Raw genomic sequence first — 21,792 nt, forward strand, 5'->3', positions numbered from 1 at the left:
TTACTTCTCCACGAGGGTCAGGACGTCGTATGTGGCGACGATTTCGTCATTCTGGTTGGTCAGCACGGCATCCCAGGCTACTTCGCCGTATTCGTCGGTTTCGCGCGGGGTGATCTTCTTGGCGGTCAGGGTGACGCGGATCGAATCCCCGGCAGCCACGGGAGTAATGAAGCGCAGGTTCTCCAGGCCGTAGTTCGCGAGGACCGGGCCGGGAGCTGGCTCCACGAACAGTCCTGCGGCCCAGCTCAGCAGCAAGTAGCCGTGCGCCACGATTCCCGGGAAGAACGGGTTGGACTCCGCAGCTTCCTGGTTGGTATGGGCGTAGAAGGTGTCGCCCGTGGAGTTGGCGAAGGCCGTGATGTCTTCGAGAGTGACCTGCCGTAGTCCGGATCGCACGGCGTCGCCGATCCGCAAAGTCGTCAGGGACTTCCGGAACGGGTGCGTTCCTTCCGTCTCCACCGTAAAGTTGCGGTCCGCGCCTGGGTGCCAGACGCCGGTCACGGCCGTGAGCATGTTCGGGGAACCCTGGATGGCGGTGCGCTGCATGTGGTGCATGACGGAGCGGATACCGCCGAGTTCTTCGCCGCCACCGGCGCGGCCCGGCCCGCCGTGGACCAGGTGCGGCACGGGCGAACCATGCCCGGTTGACGACCGGGCATCCTCGCGGTTGAGCATCAGGACTCGTCCGTGGTGCGCCGCGATTCCGGTCACCAATTCGCGGGCAATAGCAGGATCATTAGTGCAAACGGAGGCCACCAGGGAGCCGCCACCACGGGCGGCGAGGCGGACGGCGTCGTCGAGGTCCGTGTACCCGATCACGGACGAAACCGGGCCGAACGCCTCCAGCGAGTGGACAGCTTCCGAGTCCACGTCAGCCCAGCTCAGGACGACCGGCGACATGAACGCGCCCCCTTCGACGACGCCCACCGTTCCGTCGAGCGAGGTGACCGACGGCGAATCGAGCGTCCCGTACGCAAGCTCACCACCGGCGTCGAGCATTGACTGCACTGCGGCGCGAACGTCGGCGAGCTGCTCGAGCGACGCGAGGGCGCCCATCGTGACGCCCTCTGCGCGGGGGTCGCCGACCACGACGCGCTCATCTACCCGCGCGCCGATGGCGGAGACGACGTCGGACACCAAGGCTTGGGGCACGATGGTGCGGCGGATCGAGGTGCACTTCTGGCCGGCCTTGACCGTCATTTCGGTGACGACCGACTTGATGAAGGCGTCGAATTCGGGGGTGCCGAGCACGGCGTCGGGTCCGAGGATGGCGGCGTTGAGCGAGTCGGTTTCCGAGGTGAAGCGGACGCCACCCTGGACCACGTTGACGTGGGACTTCAGCGAGTTGGCCGTAGAAGCGGAGCCGGTGAAGGCAAGAATGTCCCGGTAGTCGAGGTGGTCCAGCAGGTTCCTGGCGGATCCCGAGATGAGCTGCAGCGAGCCTTCCGGCAGGATCCCGGACTCCACGATTGCCTTGACCACGACGGCGGCCACGTAACCGGTGGGGGTGGCCGGCTTGACGATGGTGGGGACGCCCGCGATGAATGCGGGTGCGAACTTCTCGAGCATGCCCCAGACGGGGAAGTTGAAGGCGTTGATCTGCGCGGCGACGCCCGGGATGCGGGTGTAGATGTGCTCGCCGGCGAAGGAGCCATCCTTGGACAGGATTTCCATGGGCCCGTCAATGACAACCTGCGAGTTTGGGAGTTCTCGGCGGCCCTTCGAGCCAAAGGTGAAGAGAACGCCGATGCCGCCGTCGATGTCCACCATTGAGTCGATCTTGGTGGCGCCGGTCTTGAAGGAGGAAGCGTAGAACTCTTCCCGGCGGCCGTTGAGGTACTGGGCCAGCTCTTTGAGCTTGAGGGCGCGCCGGTGGAAGGTGAGCTTGCCGAGTTCGCGCCGGCCCACCGTGCGGCCATAGTTCACGACGCCGGCAAGGTCCAGTCCGTCTGTGTTGACCGTTGCGAGGACCTCGCCCGTGCTGGCATCGCGGACGGGCACGCCGGCTGAGGCATCGGTGCCGGGGGTCCACCACTCGCCCTGGACGAAACTGGGCACGGTTTCAACAACTGTGGCTTCCGGAGCGACTGCGGTACTGGTCATCGTCGACGGGTCCTTCCAAGGCACGGGCACGAAATGGGACCGAGCGGCCACAAATTACTGACCGGCCGTTCGGTAATATTCCCAGAATACATGAGAGCCCCGATCTGCACACTAAATGCTTCTTGGGACTGATTTCGTTCTCCCCTTCTTTGACGCGTTTTGACGCCCAGGATTTGCGACTCGCCGTGTCGTAAGCGCTTTCCGACATCAAAGAAGGGAACGACGGCGCGTGGCCGGCAATGCTTCTACGGTGCCAGAGCGTTGAGCTTGGCGCGGACGGCGGCGATCTCAGCCTCGGAGACGCGGTTCGCCGTTAGGAAAGCTTGGGAGTCGAGGGAGTGCGCGAACTCCAGCAAGCTCACGCTGCGGGACGCCAGCATCACTTCAAGCGCGTCCTTTTCCAGATACGCGTCGTGCGCATGAGGGGCGCGATGGTACCGGTGGCGCTCATTGATACCGCGCATCCCCTGCTGGTAACCGCGCACGATTTCCTCGTCGCTTGCCCCTGCCAGGTTCTGCAGCATCACGGCGATGACTCCGCTGCGGTCCCGCCCAGCCGCGCAATGCACCACTACCCCGCCTGTCGCCGCGGCGACAGCCTTGAAGACCGCGGCGATGCTGGCCGGGAAGAGCCGCAGGTAGTCGGCGTAGTGCGCAGGGTCTTTCAGGTACGGGCCAAAGAGGGCGGTGAAATCTTCGTTTGCCGGGTCCTCGGTGGGGCAATGGACGATGTCGAAGCGCGCTGTCGCCTCCTCGGATACCACTGGATCGACTTCCCTGGGCTGCCGCTCGCGCGCGGTCCGCAAGTCGATCACAGTGCGGATGCCGGCGTCGTACATTTGCTGCCAACCGGCTTCGGTGAGCCATTCCCGCCTGCCCATCCGGTACACGCTTCCGGCGATGCACCAGGCGTTCACGGCACCGTCCCAATGAACGCCTCGTTGCTTGGCGGCGGTTGAGATCCCATCCATACCGGACAGCTAACCACACGACCCGGATGTGAGCGAGGGTCGCGAAGAATGCCGCCTTATGTGAGCGAGGGTCGCGCCTTGCGCCTGCCGTCGCCGCTCCAGCTACTGTAAACCGAATGGAAGAACCAGGCCCTTTTTCGTAGTCGTGGGCACGCGGCTCGCGTATTCTGGGCCGCAAGACTGCGCGGGCCGGGATGGCCCCCGCCGCCAAAGCGGCACTTCAGACCGACAAGAGGGGATAAAAGTCATGCATGCAGCAAATCCGCGGCGCCGCTACAGCCGCGTACTGGGCGGGGCCTTCGCCGTCGCACTCGTGGCGGGTTTCGGGACTGGACCTGCCGAGGCGAACCCGGCCCCAGGGAAACCGGCTGATGTCTATGTAGCCTTGGGCGATTCCTATGCCGCAGGGACGGGCGGCAGCAGTCCGGCTCCGGCCTCGTTGCCGGACTGCCACCAGAGCCTGGACAGTTACCCAGCTCTTTTGGGCGGCCTGAATCTGGGTTGCTTCGGCGCTACGTCGCTTAGCGTCAAAACAGGCCTGGACAACCTCGCCCCTACGGACCCTGCAGCGATCGCGTTGGGATCCGCTACCGAGGTCTCGGTCACGGTGGGCGGCAACGACGTCGGCACGGGAGCCGTCGCGGTGGCCTGCACCAGCGGCGACGCCCTGGCGTGTGCTTCGGCCGTGCAAAATGTGGGGGCTGCGCTACCCGCGCTGCCCGGCAACATCGTCGCCATGGTGCAGTCCATCCGGCAGAAGGCACCCAACGCCGAGATCGCGCTGACGGGCTACCCTCGACTCTTCACCGCCGGCCCCGAGGCGCCTCCCGCGCAAAATCAGCTGGCCACCACATTGAACGGAATGGCTGACCAGCTGAATGCGACCATTGCCGGCGCCGCCTCCGCCGCAGGTGTGGGCTACGTCAGCGTGACGGAGCGATTCACCGGGCATGGAATTGGTTCCAATAATCCGTGGATCCACTACACCCAGCCATCGCCGCTGGATCCGCCCGCGCTCGCTTTGGAGAACTTCCATCCGAACGACGCCGGCTACTCCCAGGGGTACCGGACGGCGGTCAACAGCGCCCTCAGGAAATAGCTGGCGCCTCGCCGGGGTGACTCGCCCGGGGTCTGGAGCTTAGGACCGCTTCGCGAGCCTGAACTCGAGGCCGGTACGGACGGCGGGCCATTCGTGCTCGAGGATGGAGAACACCACGGTGTCGCGGAGCACTCCGTCCGCAGTTCTCGAGTGGTTACGGAGCACGCCGTCCTGCCTGGCGCCTAGCCGGGCGATGGCCTCGCGGGACTGGTGGTTGAGCCAGTGGGTGCGGAATTCGACAGCGGGGCAGCCGAGGGTTTCGAAGGCGTGGCGGAGAAGCAACAGCTTGGAATCGGGGTTACTGCCGCTGCCGTGTGCCGAGGCGGCGTTCCACGTGGAGCCGATCTCGACACGCGGAGTGGTGGCGTCGATGTTCATGTAGGTGGTCATGCCGATCAGCTTGCCGCTCGCCTTCAACCGCGTGGCGAATGGGAGCATGGATCCCTGCTCCTGCAGCGCGAGCCGGCGGTCGATTTCCACAGCCATGCCTTCAGGCGACGGCACGGAGGTGTACCAAAGCTTCCACAACTCGCCGTCCTTGGCGGCGTCCACCAAGCCATCGTGGTGCCCGGGGCTCAGCGGTTCCAAGGTTACGAAGCGGCCATCCAGGGTCACAGGTGCAATCAGAGTCACCGGGCTAGCCTAACCGACCCAACTAGGCCCGAGGGATCAGTCAGTCCAGTCGAAGAATCCCTTGCCAGTCTTCCGTCCCAGCTCACCGCGGGCAACCTTGTCGCGCAGAATCTGGGGTGGTGCGAAGCGCTCCCCCAGCGTCGAATGCAGGTATTCGGCGATGCCGAGGCGCACATCCAGGCCCACGATATCCGTGGTCTTCAGAGGCCCGGTGGGGTGTTTGTAACCGAGCACCATGGCGGCGTCGATGTCCTCCGCCGACGCCACGCCTTCTTCCACCATGCGCATCGCCTCCAGGGCGATCGCGACGCCCAACCGCGAGGACGCAAAGCCGGGAGCGTCGTTGACGACGACGGCGGTCTTGCCGAGTGCCTCGGTCCAGCTTCTCGCCGTGGCAGCAAGCTCCGGGGAGGTCTCCCTGGCCAGGACCACCTCGATGAGCGTGGACGCCGGGACGGGATTGAAGAAGTGCAGGCCCACGAAATTGGCCGGCCTCCGGAGCTGCGAAGCAAGGCCGGTGACGGAGAGGGACGAGGTGTTGGAGGCCAGGAAGGCGTCCGCGGAGAGGTGTTCCTCCACAGCCTTCAGGGCTGCGACCTTGAGCTCGTAGTCCTCGGGCACTGCCTCCACAACGAGCCCGCAGTGAACAAAGGAGTCGTAGTCGGTGGAGGTGCTGAACCGGGACAATACTTCGTCCGCGGTCTCCGTCAGGGTGCCGCGGGCAGCAGATTTGGCCACAGCCTCAGCGACGCGACCCTGCGCACCGGCCGCGGCTTCGTGATCGCGCTCTACGACGATCACCGTAGCGCCCTTGGTCAAAAAAGCGTGGGCGATGCCGGCACCCATGCGTCCGCCGCCTAGGACACCGACAACATGTGGGATTGCGGGCATTGCTGTCATTTCCGGGTCCTGTCTGGGTTGTCGCTGCTTTGCTTGTCGCTGTTCTTCTTGTCGTTCTTCTTGTCGAGGAACGCCTGCATGCGGTCGAACTTGGCTTGGGATTCAAAGAGCATGCCCTGGGCCAGGGTGTCGATCACGGGGTGCGACTCGGCTGGAGCGTGGAAGACCGACTTGGTGATCCGCACCGCCAGGGGGTCCTGCCGGCCGATCCGGTCAGCAAGGTTGTGGGCGGCTTCCATGAGCACAGGGGCTTCATGGATCTGGGTGATGAGGTTGATCCGCAGGGCTTCCTCGGCGCGGAGGACGGCCCCGGCCAGAAGGATTTCCTTGGCGATCGGCTCCCCCACGAGTTCCTTAAGGCGCCACGTGGCCCCGGCTGCGGCCATGATGCCCAGCCCGGTTTCCGGGTTGCCGATCCGCAAGCTGGGCGTACCGATGCGGAAGTCCGCGGCGTACGCGAGCTCTGCACCGCCACCCAGGCAATAGCCATCCAAGGCCGCGATGACGGGCATGGGCAGCTTGGCGATCCGGACAAAGATGGTGGAGTTGATGCCGCGCAGGGCGTCATCACGGCGGCGTTCCCTCAACTGGCCGATGTCCGCGCCCGACGCAAAGACGCCCTCCACGCCGGAGATGATCAGGATTTTCGGCTCGCACTCAAGGTACTCGCACACCTTGTGGAGTTCGTCCACCATCTGCTGGTCGATCGCGTTCCGGACCTCGGGCCGGTTCAGGAGGACAGTGACGCGGTCCTCGCGTTCCTCGATGAGCAAGGTTCCGAATTCCCCGGGGTTCAATGCCATTACATGCCTTCCAGAAGGATGGCGGCGCCCTGCCCGACGCCGATGCACATCGTTGCGAGGCCGATCTTCCGCCCGTAGGTTGCGCCTGCGAGCTCCCGCTCCATGCGGCCCAGCAGGGTGATGGCGATACGCGAGCCGCTGGAACCGAGCGGGTGCCCCAGGGAGATCGCGCCGCCGTCGTTGTTCACGATGTCCGGATCCAGACCCAAACGCCGCATGCTCGCGAGCGATTGCGTCGCAAAGGCTTCATTGAGTTCGACGGCGCCAAGGTCGCCGACGGTGAGTCCGGAACGGCCCAGGATCTTCTGGGTAGCGGGGACCGGGCCGATTCCCATGATTTCCGGTTCGCAGCCAGCCGAGCCGCCGTCGATGATGCGGGCACGTGGGGTGAGGCCGAACTTTTCGATGGCAGCCTCCGAAGCGACGATGATGGCGGACGCGCCGTCGTTGAGCGTGGAGGAGTTACCGGCCGTGACAACGGAGCCGCCGGCAACCACCGGGCGGAGACCGGCGAGGACCTCCATGGTTGTTCCTTCGCGAGGTCCCTCGTCGGTGTCAACCACGGTTTCTCCCTTGCGGGTCTTCACGGCGACTGGGACGATCTCTTCCTTGAAGCGACCGCCGGCAATGGCCGCAAGCGCGCGTTCGTGCGAGCGGACGGCGAAAGCGTCGGCGTCCTCACGGGAGATGCCGTCCACCCGGGCAACTTCCTCAGCAGTTTCGGGCATGGAGTAGGTCATTTTGCCACCGCGGGACAACTCGCCTTTGGTGAAGAGGGGGTTGGCGAAGCGCCAACCGATGGAGGTGTCGAAGATTTGGCCCGGCTTAGCGAAGGCTGTTGAGGGCTTCTCCTGCACCCAAGGGGCCCGGCTCATGGACTCGACGCCGCCCGCCACAACGATGTCCGCTGCGCCGGCCTTGATCATGTGGCTGGCCATGATGATGGCGCTCATGCCGGAGGCGCACAGGCGGTTGACCGTGATACCCGGGATGTGGAGGGGAAGTCCCGCCAAGAGGGTGGCCATGCGGGCAACGTTGCGGTTTTCCTCGCCGGCGCCGTTGGCGTTGCCCAGGATGACTTCGTCAATGGCGTCGGGGTCGACGCCGGACCGGGCCACGGCTTCGCGGATCACGAGGGCTGCCAGGTCATCAGGACGGACCGCGGAAAGCGCTCCGCCATACCGGCCTACAGGGGTGCGGGCACCGCCAACAAGAAAAGCCTCGACCATGAGAACATCCTTCGCGAAGGGAGCGGGGCCGGTGAATAATTTACCGACCGTTCGTTCTATAAAGATTACACGGCGCCGCCGCGTGGTCAACTGCCACATCGTCAGGTGCAACCTGGTCAAGCGCCACCACCTGGCGGCGCCGTTGTTTGACTCAGATCACCCGGATCCCCAGATGCCCTGCCAAAAGCGGAGCTATCAGACTGAGCTGATAGTCGTCAATGACCACGCCAGACAAGCCGCCAAGTCCGTTGATCATCCGGAAGTCCGAGCCACGCAGGTCCACATCCTTGAACTTGGCCCCCGTGACATCCAGCGTCCCGATGGTGCAGTCCTTGAGCACCATGCGCGTCGCGGTACAGGCCCCGAGGTCGAGTTCGTTGATGATGCAGCCCGTGATCACGACATCCGTGAGTTTGGATCCACGCAGATTCAGGAAGTCCAGTTTGCCGCCGTCGATCTTCACCGAATGCCAGGCGCCCTCGTACATCTCCGCTGAGCCCCAGCGCGGGTTGCTGATCTCGACTTCCCGCCACGAGGTCCGTGCGGCGGTGAACACCGGCGCGTAGGGCTCGTTCAGGATGCAGTCCCGGAAGGTCGCGCCGCGTAACTGAGCCTCGTTGAATGAGACTCCATTGAATTCGCACTCGATGAAGTCCGCCCCGCTCAACTCCGCTCCGTCAGCCACGGACCTGGTGAGGCGGACGCCGTCGTACCGTTCGCCCCGCCGGAAGTCCGGGGCGGGATCGTCGCGGAGCTCGTCAAGCCTGATCGGTGAAATCCGGGGTGCCGTCACCTTGCCGACTGCCGCCACTAGAGCGACTCCGCTTTCGCGGCGATCTCGGCAAGATCCTTCGCGAACGCCCTACGCGTGACGCTCATCCCGAGATTCCCGAACGCGGCCATCATGACTTTGCTGAGGAAAGTCGGCTTGAGGACCTCGGCGGCGAAGAACAACGTCAGTTCCGTCCCGCCGTCGCGCTCTTCCAGGGTGAAGCGGGTGGTGTAGTCCGCGCCGCCCTGACGCGCCGTGACGGTGGTGCTGCCCGGCGGGTCGCTCTGGGAAACCTGCATTTCCACGGTTTCCTCCCGGCCCATCATGACGCGTGTTTCCTTCCAGCGCGTGCCCTCACCATAGGGTCCCTCGCTGAGCATCTGGATGGCTTTCACGCCCGAGAGGGTCCTGGCCGAACCCGGAATGTCAGAGATGACGGCCCAGACTTTTTCCCGGGAGGCGTTGACGTGCTGGCTGAGAATGGTGCTGTGGTCCATGCATCGAGCCTAACTGCGACCGCAGACAAAAACAGCCGACAAGACACTTGCGCGGTCTGGCAGGATTGCACCATGGTGCACATCGATTTGAGCACGGAGAGCGCGGCAGCCGGCGGCTCCCGCAAGCTGCAAGGGTACCTGGCCGAGCCTGACGGCGAAGGGCCGTTCCCCGGCGTCGTACTTATCCATGAAGCTTTCGGGCTCGACGAAATGATGCGCCGCCACGCGGATCGGCTCGCGGCGGCCGGCTATCTGACGCTCGCCGTCGACCTCTATAGCGACGGCGGTGCGGGACGCTGCCTCGTGGCGACCATGCGCTCCCTGATGTCCGGCACGGGCCGTGCGTTCACGGACGTGTCCACCGCACGGTCCTGGCTCCGCGGCGATGCCAGGTGCACGGAGAAGGTGGGGGTCATCGGGTTCTGCATGGGAGGCGCCTTCGCCCTGCTCGCTGCCCATGACGACTTCGACGCCGCCTCAGTCAACTATGGCCAATTGCCGCGGGACCTGGAGCAGTCGTTGGAAGGTGCGTGCCCGGTGGTGGCCAACTATGGAGGCCAGGACCGGACCTTGCGGGGAGCTTCCGCCAAGTTGGAAGCCGCGCTCACGAACCTCGGAATCGAGCACGACGTCAAGGAGTTCCCGACGGCGGGCCACGCCTTTCTGAACGACGCCCCGGTTGGGCCCCGGGCACTGAGGCCGCTGATGCGGGTGATGGGCATCAAACCCGATCCAGCCGCCGCCCCGGAAGCCTGGCAGCGCATCGAGAACCATTTCGCGAAGTACCTGAAGGGCTAGGGCTGAACAAAGTACGACGGCGGGCGCCTCCCCCGCGGGAGGCGCCCGCCGTCGTCGGGCTACTAAGGGTTGGGCCCCTACCTGAGCTTGCGAAGGTTGGGAGCCGGTGGGGACTAGCTGAAGAGCTCGCTCTTCGGCTCGTTATTCTTGACCTTCTGCCAGCCGAGCCACAGCACGACGGCGAAGAACGGGATGGTGGCCAGGGTCCAGAGACCCAGGAGGAACACCTCGCCGGTCTTGCTGGTCATGGTGTCGAAGCCAATCAGCACGGTAATGGCCAAGAGGGCAACGAGGCCCACCCAGCTGGTCCATGGTGATCCGGGCATCGGAAGGGTGGAGACTTTGCCCTTCTGGTGGCGCAGTGCGATCTGGCTGGCGAAGATGGCGCCCCAGGTGAAGATGACACCGATGGACGCGGTGTTGAGCGCGAGGTCAAAAGCATGCGAGCCGCCCAGCCAGATGTTCAGCAGGATGCCCACGAGGTAGAACGCGGCGATGGCCAGGATCGCGGCGTACGGGACGTGGCGCGAGGACATCTTGGTAAGCCACTGCGGAGCATGTCCATTGTTGGCCATGGTGCGGAACACGCGGCCGATCGAGTACAGGCCGGAGTTGCAGGAGGACAGCGCGGCCGTGATGACGATCATGTTCATCACGTCGCCCACCCAGCCAAGGCCCATCTGGCCGAACACGGTGACGAACGGCGAAACCCCGGCTTTGTACTGGTCGGACGGCAGCAGCATGGCCAGGAGAAGGACGGAACCGACGTAGAAGACCACGATCCGGAGCACGACGGCGCGGATCGCCTTGGGCACTTCACGCTTGGGATCCTGCATCTCACCGGCTGTGATGCCGACGAGTTCGATGCCGTTGTAAGCGAAGATCACGGCGTTCAGGACGAGGACCATGACGAGGGCGCCCTTGGGGAACATTCCCCCGTCGCCGTCGAAGAGGTTGGCCGCGGACGCGTGGCCATTGCCCACCTTGGCGTTAGTGACCACCATGAAGGTGCCCACGGCCAGGAAGATCAGGATGGCGCCGACTTTGAGGACCGAGGCCCAGAATTCGAATTCACCGAACGCCTTGACGCTGAGGAGGTTCACGGCCACGAGCAACAACAGCGCCGCGATGGCAGACGCCTCGACCGGCACATTGGGGAAGAAGAACTGGAAGTACAGGCCGATCGCGATCAGTTCCGCGATCCCGGTCATGCCCCAGTTGATGAAGTACATCCAGCCGGAGAGGAAGGCGCCCTTCTTGCCGAACATTTCGCCGGCGTAGCTGACGAAGGAGCCGGACGTCTGACGGTACATGATGAGCTCGCCGAGGGCGCGCATGAGCAGGTAGGCGATGACGCCGGCGATAGCGTAAGAGAAGATCAGCGCCGGGCCGGTCGAAGCCAGCCGCCCGCCGGCACCCATGAAGAGTCCGACGCCAATGGCGCCGCCCATGGAGATCATGGTGACGTGGCGGCCGCTCAGGGTCTTCTTGTAGCCCTCGGCACTGAGGTTTTCGGACGTTGTAGCAGTACTGGGCGCCGCCAGGGTTTCCGGCTCGCGCTGAAGGTCGGTTGTGGTGTTTTGAGGCACAGCTGTTCCTTGTGGGTTGGGGAAAATTCCGGCCCTGGCTTCACGCGTATCGGCGCATGCAATTCGAGCTTTTGGCCTGTTGGCGAGTCGAATCAGTAGCGCAAACACGGAAGCGTCGAAGGTAAATCCGGCAAGACCATCCTACCCGGTGATTCCGGCGGAGCGTGACGCGGGCAACAAAGCGGGGCGCTACGCTGGACACATGGGCACCATTCCGCCGGCCGGGAGGCTATACCGTTTCACGGGCCTGGACGCTGCGGCCGCCGGACTCTATGCGTCATTGGCGGCTGTCCTGAGCCTCGCCGCAGCCCCGGTGACTGCCTTGGTGCAGCAGATACTCCCGGACCCGGCTACCGCCGTCTATGCGATCAACCTTGCTTTCTACGCGTCGGTCGGCTTGTTCGCGGTTGCGTCCGCGTGGCGCGTAATAGCCCGCGACCTCCTGATCCTGGCGACGCGCCCGTGGTTCACGCTGGCCATGATTCCCCTATCCATCGTTGCAATGTTGGTGCTCACCGCCGTTCTGGTGACAGTTACCGGATCCGCCAAGGAATCGCGGAACCAACTGGGCCTCCAGTCCCTGATCCAGCAACTGCCGGCTTGGTTCGTGGTGCCTTTGCTGGTGGTGTTGGGTCCTTTCGTGGAGGAATACCTGTTCCGGCATTTATTGATCGGCAAGCTGTCCCGCCACCTGAACATCTGGGTCTGTTGTGTCTTGTCAGGGCTCTGCTTCGCAGCCATCCATGTGGTGGGTCGTGAAGGGCTGGTGCTTCCGGCCCTGGCGCCTTACCTCGGAATGGGGGCCGTCCTGGTGGCCGTGTATGTCTGGACGGGCAAGAATGTGGTGTTCTCCTACTTCGTCCACGCCGCCAAGAATCTGTTGGCACTCCTGCTCATCTACGCGATCCCGCCGCAACTGCTGGGCGGGTAGCCACCCAACCCGGACCAAAACTGTCCGCTAGGCACTTCCGTGGCCACGCGCCGTCGTCGTAGGTTCAGTCCATGGCACTGAACTTTCAGGTAGTAGTCGACTGCAAGAATCCGCACATCCTCGCCGACTGGTGGGCCGAGACGCTCGACTGGATTGTGGAGCCCCAGGACGAGGCATTCATCCGGTCCATGGTGGATCAGGGATTCGCCACCGAGTCTGAGACCACCACGCACAACGGCAAGCTCGTGTGGAAGGACGGCGCGGCCATTGGCCCGGCGGAAGACCGGGACAAAGACACCCGCAGGCGTTTCCTCTTCCAGACCGTCCCGGAGGACAAAACCGTCAAGAACCGCGTCCACTGGGACGTTCGCCTCAATGGACAGGACAAGGACGAGGTCCGCACGGCCCTGGAGGCACGGGGTGCGAAATACCTGTGGACGGCCAAACAAGGGCCGCACGAATGGCACACGATGGCCGACCCCGAAGGCAACGAGTTCTGCATCAGCTGAGGGGATTACTAGACTCGGAGGGTGAGCAACGACTTCCCCGCCAAGGTATCCGACGTCTTTGACCCGTCGCGTTGGCGCACCGTGTCCGGTTTCGACGATTTCCAGGACATGACGTACCACCGGCAGGTCGAGCGGGACGCTGCAGGCTCCGCGACAAAAGACCTTCCCACGGTCCGGATCGCCTTCAACCGGCCGGAGGTCCGCAACGCCTTCCGTCCCGGCACCGTCGACGAGCTCTACCGCGCCATGGACCACGCCCGAATGACCCCGGATGTCGCCACGGTGCTGCTCACCGGCAATGGACCCTCCCCCAAGGACGGCGGCCACTCCTTCTGTTCCGGCGGGGACCAGCGGATCCGCGGCCGCGACGGCTACCGCTATGCCGACGGCGAGACGCAGGAGAGCATCGATCCCGCCCGGGCCGGCCGCCTCCACATCCTGGAAGTCCAGCGGCTCATGCGGACCATGCCCAAGGTGGTCATCGCCGTCGTCAACGGCTGGGCCGCGGGTGGCGGGCATTCGCTGCACGTTGTCTCGGACCTTACTATCGCCTCCCGCGAGCACGGCAAGTTCAAGCAAACCGATGCCACCGTGGGAAGTTTCGACGCCGGTTACGGCTCGGCGCTGCTCGCCCGCCAGATCGGCCAGAAAGCCGCCCGCGAGATATTCTTCCTGGCCCGCGAATATTCCGCGGAGGACATGGTGCGGATGGGCGCCGTCAACGAAGCCGTTGACCATGAGCGCCTCGAGGAGGTCGCCCTGGAGTATGCCGCGGACATCGCGCGGCAGTCCCCGCAGGCCATTCGCATGCTCAAGTTCGCCTTCAACCTGGCCGACGACGGCCTGGCCGGTCAGCAAGTCTTCGCGGGTGAGGCCACGCGCCTGGCCTATATGACCGACGAGGCCGTGGAGGGCAAGGAAGCATTCCTCGAGAAGCGCGATCCGGACTGGTCCAACTTCCCTTACTACTTCTAGGACTCGCCCGTGAACATCGATCCCGTTCTCAAGGCCCTGGCCGCTGCCCTCCACGACGAGGGCCCCGCCGTCGAAATCACCGCATCGGAGGACGGCGCCCCGCACGCCTCCCCAATTGAAACACCCGGTTTCGAGGACGCTGCAGTGGTGGTCCGCACGTCCGGTTCCACCGGCATGCCCAAGGCCACCGTGCTCACGGTCGACGAGCTTGCAGCTTCATCCATGGCCACAGCCATCGCGCTCCGGGGCGAGGGGCAGTGGCTCCTGGCCTTGCCGCTGCAGTACGTCGCCGGGGTCCAGGTGCTGGTCCGCTCGCTTTTCGCGGGCACGCGTCCGTGGGCCATGGACCTTTCCAACGGCTTCACACCCGAGGCCTTCACTGCAGCGGCCGAAGAACTCACGGACACCATGCGCTTCACTTCCTTGGTGCCCACCCAGCTGCAACGGCTCCTGGACTCGCCCTCGCCGCAGACCCTTGCGGTCCTCCGCCGCTTCAACGCCATCCTCCTGGGCGGGGCATCTGCCTCCACCGCGCTGCTGGACGCTGCCAGGGAGGCCGGGCTGAAGGTTGTGACCACCTATGGCTCGGCTGAGACGTGCGGCGGTTGCGTGTACGACGGAAGCCCGCTGGAGGGCGTCAGGGTCATGCTCGACGACGACGGCCGGATCCTCCTGGGCGGCGACACCGTGGCTTCCGGTTACCTCGACGCCCCCCAGTCGAGTGCCGAGGCGTTCTTCGAGGAGGACGGCACCCGCTGGTACCGCACCAACGATCTCGGCGAACTCGCCGCGGACGGCACGCTCACCGTGCTGGGACGCGCCGACGACGTCATCATCACCGGCGGCGTCAAAGCCTCCGCCGCGTTCATCCAGGCGGAGCTTGAAAAGTTCGACGGCGTGACCGCGGCTTTCGTGGCCGGCGTACCTTCGCGCGAGTGGGGCCAGGCAGTGGCGGCCTATGTGGCGGTCGAGGACAGCTCCCCGGAAGGCATTGAGCACTACAAGGCGCTCTGCCGGGAAAAGCTGGGGGCCCTTGCTCCGAAAACGGTGCTTACGACGGATGGGCTCATCATGCTCTCCAACGGAAAACCGGACCGGCTGGCGATGATCGATCTGCTCACCGAGGTGCATCAGGGAGAATAGACACGTCCTCCCCGACCGTCATCTGGCTTCCCAACGCGAAACAACACGAGGTACTGAACGTGGCAACAGCTGCACAATGGATTCAAGGCGCCCGCTTGCGCACCCTGCCGGCCGCGATCGCGCCGGTGTTGATCGGCACCGCGGCCGCATACGAGCTGCAGTCTTTCCGAGTCTTGAACGCCATCCTCGCCGCCCTGGTAGCTCTGCTGCTGCAGATCGGGGTCAACTATGCCAACGACTACTCGGACGGCATCCGGGGCACCGATGAGGACCGCGTAGGCCCGCTCCGGTTGGTCGGTTCCGGCGTGGCACGCCCGGACCACGTCAAGTGGGCTGCTTTCGGCGCTTTCGGCCTGGCCATGGTGTTCGGCTTGGTTCTGGTGATCATCACGCAGAGCTGGTGGCTTATCTTGGTGGGCCTCGGCTGTGTTCTTGCTGCCTGGGGCTACACCGGCGGCAAGAACCCATACGGCTACATGGGCTTGGGCGACCTCTTCGTGTTTGTTTTCTTCGGGCTGGTGGCAACGCTGGGCACCACGTATACGCAGGCTGGTCAAGTGAGCATGCCGGCCGTTATCGGAGCGATTGGCACGGGATTGATCGCCTGCGCGCTGCTGATGGCCAACAACGTCCGCGACATCCCGACGGACATGGCCGCGGGCAAGCGCACACTGGCGGTGCGGCTTGGCGACCGTCACGCCCGCGAGAGCTACGTCCTGATGTTGGCCGTCGCCATCCTGTTGGTGATCGTGCTGGCGCCCACCAAGCCGTGGATGCTGATCGTGCTGTTGCTGATCCCCGCCTGCCTCATGCCGGCATGGCTCATGGTCAACGGCAGGAAGCGCAAGAGCCTGATCCCCGTGCTCAAGCAAACCGGACTGATCAACCTCGGCTACAGCGTACTGTTCTCCCTGGGCCTAGTTCTGAGCCACGGCTTCTAACCCACGCTCACATCATCTGAGCGTGCGTCCGCGGGAAACCCCCCAAACGTGCGCGAGCGTTTTCCCCCGACGCTCGCGCAGCTATAGCCCGGTTTCCCCCGACGCTCGCGCAGATATAGCCCGGTTTCCCCCGACGCTCGCGCAGCTATAGCCCGGTTTCCCCCGACGCTCGCGCATCTTTGAGCTTCTAGGCTTCCTTGGGGCGTCGGTCGTTCTTGACCGTCACCGCGGGGTTTTCATCCACCAGCCGGTCCTCGACCTCTGCATCTTCGATCTCCTGTGCGGAGCGGATTGGCTTGGCGCGGCCTGTGAAACGTTCGCGCATGGCGGCAGTAGCGGCGTCGCGCTGCTTCTGGAAGAACAGGTAGCTGATGGCGAAAGCAATCAGGCCCGCGAAGATCACCGCCAGCAACCAGCCCGTCTGCAGTAAGACGAACAGGACGAACAGCGGAACGAAGAGCGCCATGCGGATCAATGAGTATTTGAGGAAAGCCACGAATCAAGTTTAGCCGCTCAGTCTGATTGCACTCTGATCGTGCAGCTATCACCGGACCCGACGGCGACTAGACTTGACGGTATGCTCCGCGTTGTTGCAGTTGTCGCCGTCTTGCTCGTGTACGTCTATGGGCTGGTGGACGTCATCCGCACTGATCGCCGCGCCACCCGGGGAATTTCCAAACCCGCCTGGATCCTTGTGGTGATACTGCTGCCGATCCTCGGAGCCGCTCTCTGGTTCATTTTGGGCCGCCCCTACAACAGCCGCCCCACCCCGCAGCCCACGAGCCACCCCACCGCGCCCGACGACGACCCGGACTTCCTGCGGAACCTCGAGATCCGCCGTCGCAACCAGGCCGAGGCCGAACGCCTCAAGAAGCTCAAGGCCGAACTTGAAGCCAAAGAACGCAAGCTCAAGGGCGGATCCAACGCCGAAGACAGCGGCGACGTCAACACCTAACACCTCGCCAACTGAACCTGACGCCCGCGGACGTCAGCGCCTTGCGGGCCCTACTGCGCCAGCCCCGAGTAAGAGTGCAGCCCGTTGAAGAACTGGTTCACGATAGTGAAGTTGAAGATCACGCACAGGTAGCCCACGATCGACAGCCACGCTGCGCGGGTCCCGGTCCAGCCGCGGGTGGCGCGGGCGTGCAGGTAGCCTGCGTACACCACCCAGATGACGAACGTCCAGACTTCCTTGGTATCCCAGCCCCAGAAACGGCCCCAGGCCTTCTCGGCCCAGATCGCGCCGAACATGAGGGTGAAGGTCCAGCCCACGAATGCCACCGTGTTGATGCGGTAGGACAGGTTTTCCAGGCTCAAGGCGTTGGGAACCAGGCGCATGAAGCCCAATTTGTCTGCTCCGCCGGACGCCAGGGTCTTCTGCCGGTGCGATTGCACCAACTGCAGCGCGGACATGGCGAACGTCAACGTGAAGAGGGACGCGGACATCACGGCGATGGAGACGTGGATGACCAACCAGTAGCTTTGCAGCGCCGGAACCAAATGCCCTACGGGGGTCCAGTAAGCCACGGACGCCGCCACCAGCATGATCACTGCCAGGCCGAGGACGAACGTGCCCAGGAAGCGCAGGTCGCGGCGGATCAGCGAGAGCAGGAAGACCGCAACCACCAGGAACGCGCCAGTGGTCAGGAACTCGTACATGTTGCCCCACGGCACGCGCCCTGCGCCGATCGCACGGGTGATCACACCGGCGCCGTGGATAGCCACGCCGATAATGGCGACCGCCACGGCAACGCGAGCGGGAATGCGGCGCTCGGCGGCATACTTCATGTCGCCGCCCGCGGTCTGGCTGACAGAGGTGACCGCCGACGTCGGGCGCTCAATGCGGCCAGCAGGTCCCCCGACGTCGTTCCCACCGGCACGTCCGGCAGCCACCGGGACCTTGACCTCGACGGCCTCCGCAGAGGCTGCCTTCAGGTCCACCGCCCGCAGCGTCTTGCTGCTCTTGGCGAGGTCCCACGCGAAAGCGATAAACGCCACCGTGTAGGTGCCGGCTGCGAGCAGCATGAAAAGCTCGCTGTATTGGCCCATGGTTTCGTTGATGGGGAACATTACTGGTCCTTCGAGGTTGAGGAAGAAACGGTGTCGGTGGGTTGCTCCGCGGAGGGCAGCCATTCTCGTTGTAGCAGTTCGCGGATCGCGGCGGCTTCGCCGGCCAGCCTGTGGTCCTCGCCGCGGGCAAGGAGACCATACTCCACCATTGTGCGCCCGTCGTCGTGAGTTCCCGTCCGGACCCAGACGCGACGGCGGTTCAGGTAGAGGGAGAGAATCAGTCCGGCGACCGCGAGCAATGCGAATATCAGCGCAGTGGCCTGGCCCGGGTTGTGGTGGATGTCCACGCCAACGTACTTCTTGACGCCGTCGAACGTGATGCTGCCCTTGCCGTCCGGAAGCGTGTAGGTGCCACCGGGCGCGAGCGTGATGCCCTTCGCGGGCAGGTCACGGCCGTTGAGCTGCTTCAGCTTGGCCACGTCGAGTTCGAAGACGTTTTGCGGAGTGCCCTTGTTCAGGCCGAGATCGCCGTAGTACGAGTTGAGGCTCAACTGTGGGTTGATGAGCTCGGGGTCACCGCTGAAGGAGACCCCTTTCTCCGTCACCATTGCGGTGGGCAGGAAGAAGCCCGCGAAGCCGAGCTGGTCCGGTTTGGCATCGGGGACCTTGATGACCACGGAGGAGTAGTAGTTGTCGCCCTGCAGCTTGGCCACGACGGGACCCTGCAGTGCCACGTTGCCGGCGCCGTCCCGCACGGTGACCACCGGGGCGTAGCCGTTACCCGTGAGGTAGATGCTGGTGTCGCCGAGCATCACGGGATCGTTGACCTTGAGGGTCTGCTTCTTGGCCGGCGAATCGGGCGTGTCCTTGGTGGTGACGGCCGCCTTGAAGTCGATGGGCTGGCCGAAATGCGCAGGCGATTCACGATCGAACTTGACGTCGAACTTGTCCAGCTGAATGGAGTACGGCTGCAGCCAACTGCTCTGGAAATTGGTGCCTGGGCTGAATTGGTCATAGCCCACCAAGGTGTTCACGAAGCTGTCGCCTTCCACCAGGATGCGCTGCCCGCTGTAGCCAAACAGGCCGCCGACGGCAACTGAAACCAGCACCCCGATCAGCGATGCGTGGAACACCAGGTTCCCCACTTCCTTGAGGAAGCCGCGCTCGGCACCCAAGGAAGGCATGGCGCCGTCGACGTCGCGCACCTCCACGCGGTAGCCGCGCTTCTTCAGCACGGCAGCGGCATCCGAAATAGCCTTCGACGCCGGGATCCCGGCGTTGGCGGGCAGCACGAGTGTGCCGTACTCCGGAAGGCGGGAGAGACGCTTGGGCGTCCGCGGCGGCTGGGAGCGCATCGCCTTGTAGTGTGCGATGGCCCGCGGCGTGACGCAGCCGATGAGCGAGATGAACAGCAGAATGTAGATGGCCGAGAACCAGGCCGAGGAGTAGACGTCGTAGAGCTGCACGGAGTCAAGGATTTTGCCGTAGTCCGGGTGGTCCTTGATGTACTGGGTCACGATCGAAGGGTTCGCCGGGCGCTGCGGGAACAGCGAGCCGGGCACTGCCGCAACGGCAAGGAGCAGCAGGAGGAACAGCGCGGTTCGCATGCTGGTCAGCTGGGTCCAGGCCCAACGCAGCATCCCTATGATCCCCAGAACCGGCAGCGCTGCCTCGGCCTTGGCCCTGTCAACTGCCTTGTCAATCGCCTTGTCAGCCGCAGGCTTGCTGGCGGACTTGTTGGACTTCTTTTTACCTTGCACGGGCTCGCTCATCAGATCGGCAACTTCACATCGGTTTGGAACCAGTACTGCAGCCCGGTAACCCAGGCGCCCCACACTCCCGTGGCCATCAGGATTCCGAGGAGGATCAGAATGCCCCCGCCAAGCCGCTGGATGGCCAGCCGGTGCTTGCGGAAAAAGGACATGACGCCGATTCCCCGGCGGACTGCGAGGGCGATCAGCAGGAAGGGGATGCCCAGGCCAAGACTATAGACAAACGCCAGGAGTGCCCCCTTCGCCGCGGAAGATCCCCCGGAGAGGCTCAGCAGCTGGACGGCGGAATAGGTGGGGCCGATGCACGGGGCCCAGCCCAGCCCGAAGGTGATGCCCAACAACGGCGCACCCCATAACCCGGCAGGGGGCTTGGCATGGATTTTGGCGTCGCGCTGCAACCAACCAAAGCCGCCGAGGAAAACGACGCCCATGATGATCACAAGTATGCCCAGCAATTGGGTGATCCAGGCGTTCTGCGGGCCGGCAATGAGGGTCCCCAACTGGCCGAAGGCACCACCCAGCAGGACAAAAATCAGGGAAAAGCCGAGGACGAACAGGCCGATTCCCGCGAGCATGCGCCCACGTTTCTGCTTCTGGAGGTCGACGCCGGTCAGCCCGGTCACGTAGCCGAGGTAGCCAGGGACCAGGGGCAGGACGCATGGCGACAGGAAGGACACGAGTCCGGCAAGCAAGGCCACGGGGATGGCCAGCAGCAAGGAACCGCTCAGGATCGTCTCGGCGAAGGGGCTGTTCACGCTGTCCGGGCCACCTACTCGGAAACCGCGGACGTAATGAGTGCCTTGAGGGTGCTCTTCTCGATCTCACCCAGGACTCGGGAGGCGATCTTGCCTTCCTTGTCCAGGACCAAGGTGGTGGGCACCGCACCGGGAGGCACAATGCCGGAGACAGAAAGGAGCACGGCACCGTCTTTGTCGTTGAAGCTGGGGTACGTGAGGTTGAAGGTCTTGTCGAACGCATCGGCCGTGGCCTTCTCATCCCGGAGGTTCACGCCGTAGAACTGGACACCCTTGCTCTTGAACTCCTGGTGCAGCTCTTCGAGGATAGGCGCCTCGACGCGGCACGGCGCGCACGCGGCGAACCAGAAGTTGAGGACGGTCACCTTGCCGAGCAGGTCCTGCGGGGTCACGGCAGTTCCGTCAAACAAAGTGCCCTTGATCCCGACGGCGGCCTTGCGGTCCGTTTTGGCGAATTCCGTCACGGAGCCGTCTCCGGCGACGTAGTTCTTGTTGTCGCCGGCCTTCGCCTGCTTGGCCAGGGCGTCTTCCTGCGCACAGGCGGACAGGCCCATGGTCAGCGCAGTGAGCGCCAGTCCCCCGGCGGCAAGGATGCTGCGGCGGGAGGTCAGGGCTGCGCTGGTGGTCTTAATGCCGGGGGCGTTGCGGTTCATTGTCATGCTCCGGGAGTGCTCGCGGCACCGGGCAGCAGCACGGCGGCGGGTTCGCTGTACTCCACCCGCGCGACCTTGCCGTCGTCGTCGAACACCAGGGACGTCAGAGACGTCAGCGTGCACTCGCGTTTGCGCGGATCGTGCCACAACCGTCGGCCCTCCGCGCTGAGGCGCGTGGCGTAGATGGGAAGCTGGTGGCTGACCAGGATGGCCTCCGCGCCGTCGCCGCCGAGCTCGATCGCCTTCAGGCGGGCGTCCTCGACGGCGGCACGCATGCGGGTGACCTGGTCCTTGTAGGACTCGCCCCAGGACGGACGCAGCGGGTTGCGGTACTCGAACCAGTGCTTGGGCTTGATGAACTCGGAGACGGTGGCCTTGAGCCCTTCGAAGTGGTTCTCGGCCTCGATGATCCGCGGTTCCGTGTGGATCTCAAGGTCCAACGCGTGGGACGTGGGAAGGGCAGTTTCCTGGGCGCGGGTCAACGGCGAAGCAGCCAGGTGGACGATGTTCGCCCCCTGCGCGGCGCGGGCAGCAAAGTGGCCCGCGAGCATCTGGGCCATCTCGCGGCCGCGTTCGGAGAGGTGGAATTCGGGCAACCTGCCGTACAGAATACGGTCGGGATTGTAGACCTCGCCATGGCGGAGCAGATGGACAGTTGCTTGGGGCATGTTTACCAGTTTCTCAAAGAAGGCGGGCGATCTGAAATCTT

General features: G+C 64.4%; 23 protein-coding genes. 8 read left to right on the forward strand and 15 right to left on the reverse strand.

Translation table 11 applies throughout. The features are described from left to right. Complete coding sequence (gene paaZ / locus LFT43_RS16755; protein ID WP_395798659.1) at positions 1 to 2,103, reverse strand: phenylacetic acid degradation bifunctional protein PaaZ; 2,103 nt, start codon at positions 2,101 to 2,103, stop codon at positions 1 to 3. Between the two features lie 245 nt (positions 2,104 to 2,348). Beyond that, a complete protein-coding gene (locus tag LFT43_RS16760) occupies positions 2,349 to 3,074 on the reverse strand; it encodes a tyrosine-protein phosphatase (protein WP_395798661.1) in 726 nt (241 codons plus the stop codon). 247 nt (positions 3,075 to 3,321) lie between these two features. Here LFT43_RS16760 and LFT43_RS16765 point away from each other — a divergent pair, with 247 nt between their 5' ends. Next, positions 3,322 to 4,173 (forward strand): SGNH/GDSL hydrolase family protein, encoded by an 852-nt coding sequence (locus tag LFT43_RS16765; RefSeq protein WP_395798663.1) that lies wholly within the window; start codon positions 3,322 to 3,324, stop codon positions 4,171 to 4,173. Between the two features lie 39 nt (positions 4,174 to 4,212). On the opposite strand, the gene LFT43_RS16770 is transcribed toward LFT43_RS16765, so the two are convergent. The 6 genes from LFT43_RS16770 to LFT43_RS16795 all read right to left on the reverse strand — a co-directional run bounded on the left by LFT43_RS16770 (position 4,213) and on the right by LFT43_RS16795 (position 9,007). Next, positions 4,213 to 4,806, reverse strand: coding sequence for a GNAT family N-acetyltransferase (locus LFT43_RS16770; RefSeq protein ID WP_395798665.1), 594 nt, complete (start codon positions 4,804 to 4,806; stop codon positions 4,213 to 4,215). A gap of 36 nt (positions 4,807 to 4,842) precedes the next feature. Further along, positions 4,843 to 5,706 (reverse strand): 3-hydroxyacyl-CoA dehydrogenase family protein, encoded by an 864-nt coding sequence (locus LFT43_RS16775; protein WP_395798667.1) that lies wholly within the window; start codon positions 5,704 to 5,706, stop codon positions 4,843 to 4,845. Beyond that, a complete protein-coding gene (locus LFT43_RS16780; RefSeq protein WP_395798670.1) occupies positions 5,703 to 6,509 on the reverse strand; it encodes an enoyl-CoA hydratase/isomerase family protein in 807 nt (268 codons plus the stop codon). The genes LFT43_RS16775 and LFT43_RS16780 overlap by 4 nt, the downstream gene beginning before the upstream one ends. Then, positions 6,509 to 7,738, reverse strand: a complete 1,230-nt coding sequence (locus LFT43_RS16785; RefSeq protein WP_395798672.1) for a thiolase family protein — start codon at positions 7,736 to 7,738, stop codon at positions 6,509 to 6,511. Before LFT43_RS16785 ends, LFT43_RS16780 begins: the two co-directional genes overlap by 1 nt. A 151-nt stretch (positions 7,739 to 7,889) precedes the next feature. Next, complete coding sequence (locus tag LFT43_RS16790) at positions 7,890 to 8,549, reverse strand: pentapeptide repeat-containing protein (protein WP_395798674.1); 660 nt, start codon at positions 8,547 to 8,549, stop codon at positions 7,890 to 7,892. Beyond that, the gene (locus LFT43_RS16795) at positions 8,549 to 9,007 is read right to left on the reverse strand and encodes an SRPBCC family protein (RefSeq protein ID WP_395798676.1); all 459 of its coding nucleotides are present in this window, start codon (positions 9,005 to 9,007) and stop codon (positions 8,549 to 8,551) included. Before LFT43_RS16795 ends, LFT43_RS16790 begins: the two co-directional genes overlap by 1 nt. A 72-nt stretch (positions 9,008 to 9,079) precedes the next feature. Between LFT43_RS16795 and LFT43_RS16800 the strand changes: the two genes are divergently transcribed. After that, positions 9,080 to 9,805, forward strand: a complete 726-nt coding sequence (locus LFT43_RS16800) for a dienelactone hydrolase family protein (RefSeq protein WP_395798678.1) — start codon at positions 9,080 to 9,082, stop codon at positions 9,803 to 9,805. 113 nt (positions 9,806 to 9,918) lie between these two features. On the opposite strand, the gene LFT43_RS16805 is transcribed toward LFT43_RS16800, so the two are convergent. Then, complete coding sequence (locus tag LFT43_RS16805) at positions 9,919 to 11,394, reverse strand: amino acid permease (RefSeq protein WP_395798680.1); 1,476 nt, start codon at positions 11,392 to 11,394, stop codon at positions 9,919 to 9,921. A gap of 202 nt (positions 11,395 to 11,596) precedes the next feature. Here LFT43_RS16805 and LFT43_RS16810 point away from each other — a divergent pair, with 202 nt between their 5' ends. From LFT43_RS16810 to LFT43_RS16830, 5 genes are all read left to right on the forward strand, one after another. Next, a complete protein-coding gene (locus LFT43_RS16810) occupies positions 11,597 to 12,325 on the forward strand; it encodes a lysostaphin resistance A-like protein (protein WP_395798682.1) in 729 nt (242 codons plus the stop codon). 71 nt (positions 12,326 to 12,396) lie between these two features. Further along, positions 12,397 to 12,834 (forward strand): VOC family protein, encoded by a 438-nt coding sequence (locus LFT43_RS16815; protein WP_395798684.1) that lies wholly within the window; start codon positions 12,397 to 12,399, stop codon positions 12,832 to 12,834. Between the two features lie 21 nt (positions 12,835 to 12,855). Next, positions 12,856 to 13,809: a 1,4-dihydroxy-2-naphthoyl-CoA synthase gene (locus LFT43_RS16820; RefSeq protein WP_395798686.1), complete on the forward strand. Its 954-nt coding sequence runs from the start codon at positions 12,856 to 12,858 to the stop codon at positions 13,807 to 13,809. A gap of 9 nt (positions 13,810 to 13,818) precedes the next feature. Continuing rightward, a complete protein-coding gene (locus tag LFT43_RS16825; RefSeq protein WP_395798688.1) occupies positions 13,819 to 14,952 on the forward strand; it encodes an AMP-binding protein in 1,134 nt (377 codons plus the stop codon). Positions 14,953 to 15,011: 59 nt separating this feature from the next. After that, positions 15,012 to 15,893, forward strand: a complete 882-nt coding sequence (locus LFT43_RS16830) for a 1,4-dihydroxy-2-naphthoate polyprenyltransferase (RefSeq protein WP_395798690.1) — start codon at positions 15,012 to 15,014, stop codon at positions 15,891 to 15,893. A gap of 187 nt (positions 15,894 to 16,080) precedes the next feature. Here LFT43_RS16830 and LFT43_RS16835 read toward each other — a convergent pair whose 3' ends face one another. Then, positions 16,081 to 16,389, reverse strand: coding sequence for a DUF4229 domain-containing protein (locus LFT43_RS16835; RefSeq protein WP_395798692.1), 309 nt, complete (start codon positions 16,387 to 16,389; stop codon positions 16,081 to 16,083). Positions 16,390 to 16,470: 81 nt separating this feature from the next. Here LFT43_RS16835 and LFT43_RS16840 point away from each other — a divergent pair, with 81 nt between their 5' ends. Further along, positions 16,471 to 16,848, forward strand: a complete 378-nt coding sequence (locus LFT43_RS16840) for a PLD nuclease N-terminal domain-containing protein (protein ID WP_395798694.1) — start codon at positions 16,471 to 16,473, stop codon at positions 16,846 to 16,848. 50 nt (positions 16,849 to 16,898) lie between these two features. On the opposite strand, the gene ccsB is transcribed toward LFT43_RS16840, so the two are convergent. Genes ccsB through LFT43_RS16865 form a run of 5 tightly spaced genes read right to left on the reverse strand, consistent with a single transcriptional unit; the run spans position 16,899 to position 21,751 of the window. Beyond that, entirely contained in the window at positions 16,899 to 17,963 is a 1,065-nt protein-coding gene (gene ccsB / locus LFT43_RS16845) for a c-type cytochrome biogenesis protein CcsB (RefSeq protein WP_265977827.1), read from the reverse strand. Further along, the gene (locus LFT43_RS16850) at positions 17,963 to 19,675 is read right to left on the reverse strand and encodes a cytochrome c biogenesis protein ResB (protein ID WP_395798696.1); all 1,713 of its coding nucleotides are present in this window, start codon (positions 19,673 to 19,675) and stop codon (positions 17,963 to 17,965) included. The genes ccsB and LFT43_RS16850 overlap by 1 nt, the downstream gene beginning before the upstream one ends. Continuing rightward, a complete protein-coding gene (locus LFT43_RS16855) occupies positions 19,675 to 20,430 on the reverse strand; it encodes a cytochrome c biogenesis CcdA family protein (RefSeq protein WP_395798698.1) in 756 nt (251 codons plus the stop codon). Before LFT43_RS16855 ends, LFT43_RS16850 begins: the two co-directional genes overlap by 1 nt. Before the next feature lie 14 nt (positions 20,431 to 20,444). Next, positions 20,445 to 21,083: a TlpA family protein disulfide reductase gene (locus LFT43_RS16860; protein ID WP_395798700.1), complete on the reverse strand. Its 639-nt coding sequence runs from the start codon at positions 21,081 to 21,083 to the stop codon at positions 20,445 to 20,447. Positions 21,084 to 21,085: 2 nt separating this feature from the next. After that, positions 21,086 to 21,751, reverse strand: a complete 666-nt coding sequence (locus LFT43_RS16865) for a histidine phosphatase family protein (RefSeq protein ID WP_395798702.1) — start codon at positions 21,749 to 21,751, stop codon at positions 21,086 to 21,088. Positions 21,752 to 21,792: the final 41 nt, after the last annotated feature.

Origin of the sequence: Arthrobacter sp. FW306-04-A, from assembly GCF_044358315.1 — a bacterium.
Lineage (GTDB): Bacteria > Actinomycetota > Actinomycetes > Actinomycetales > Micrococcaceae > Arthrobacter.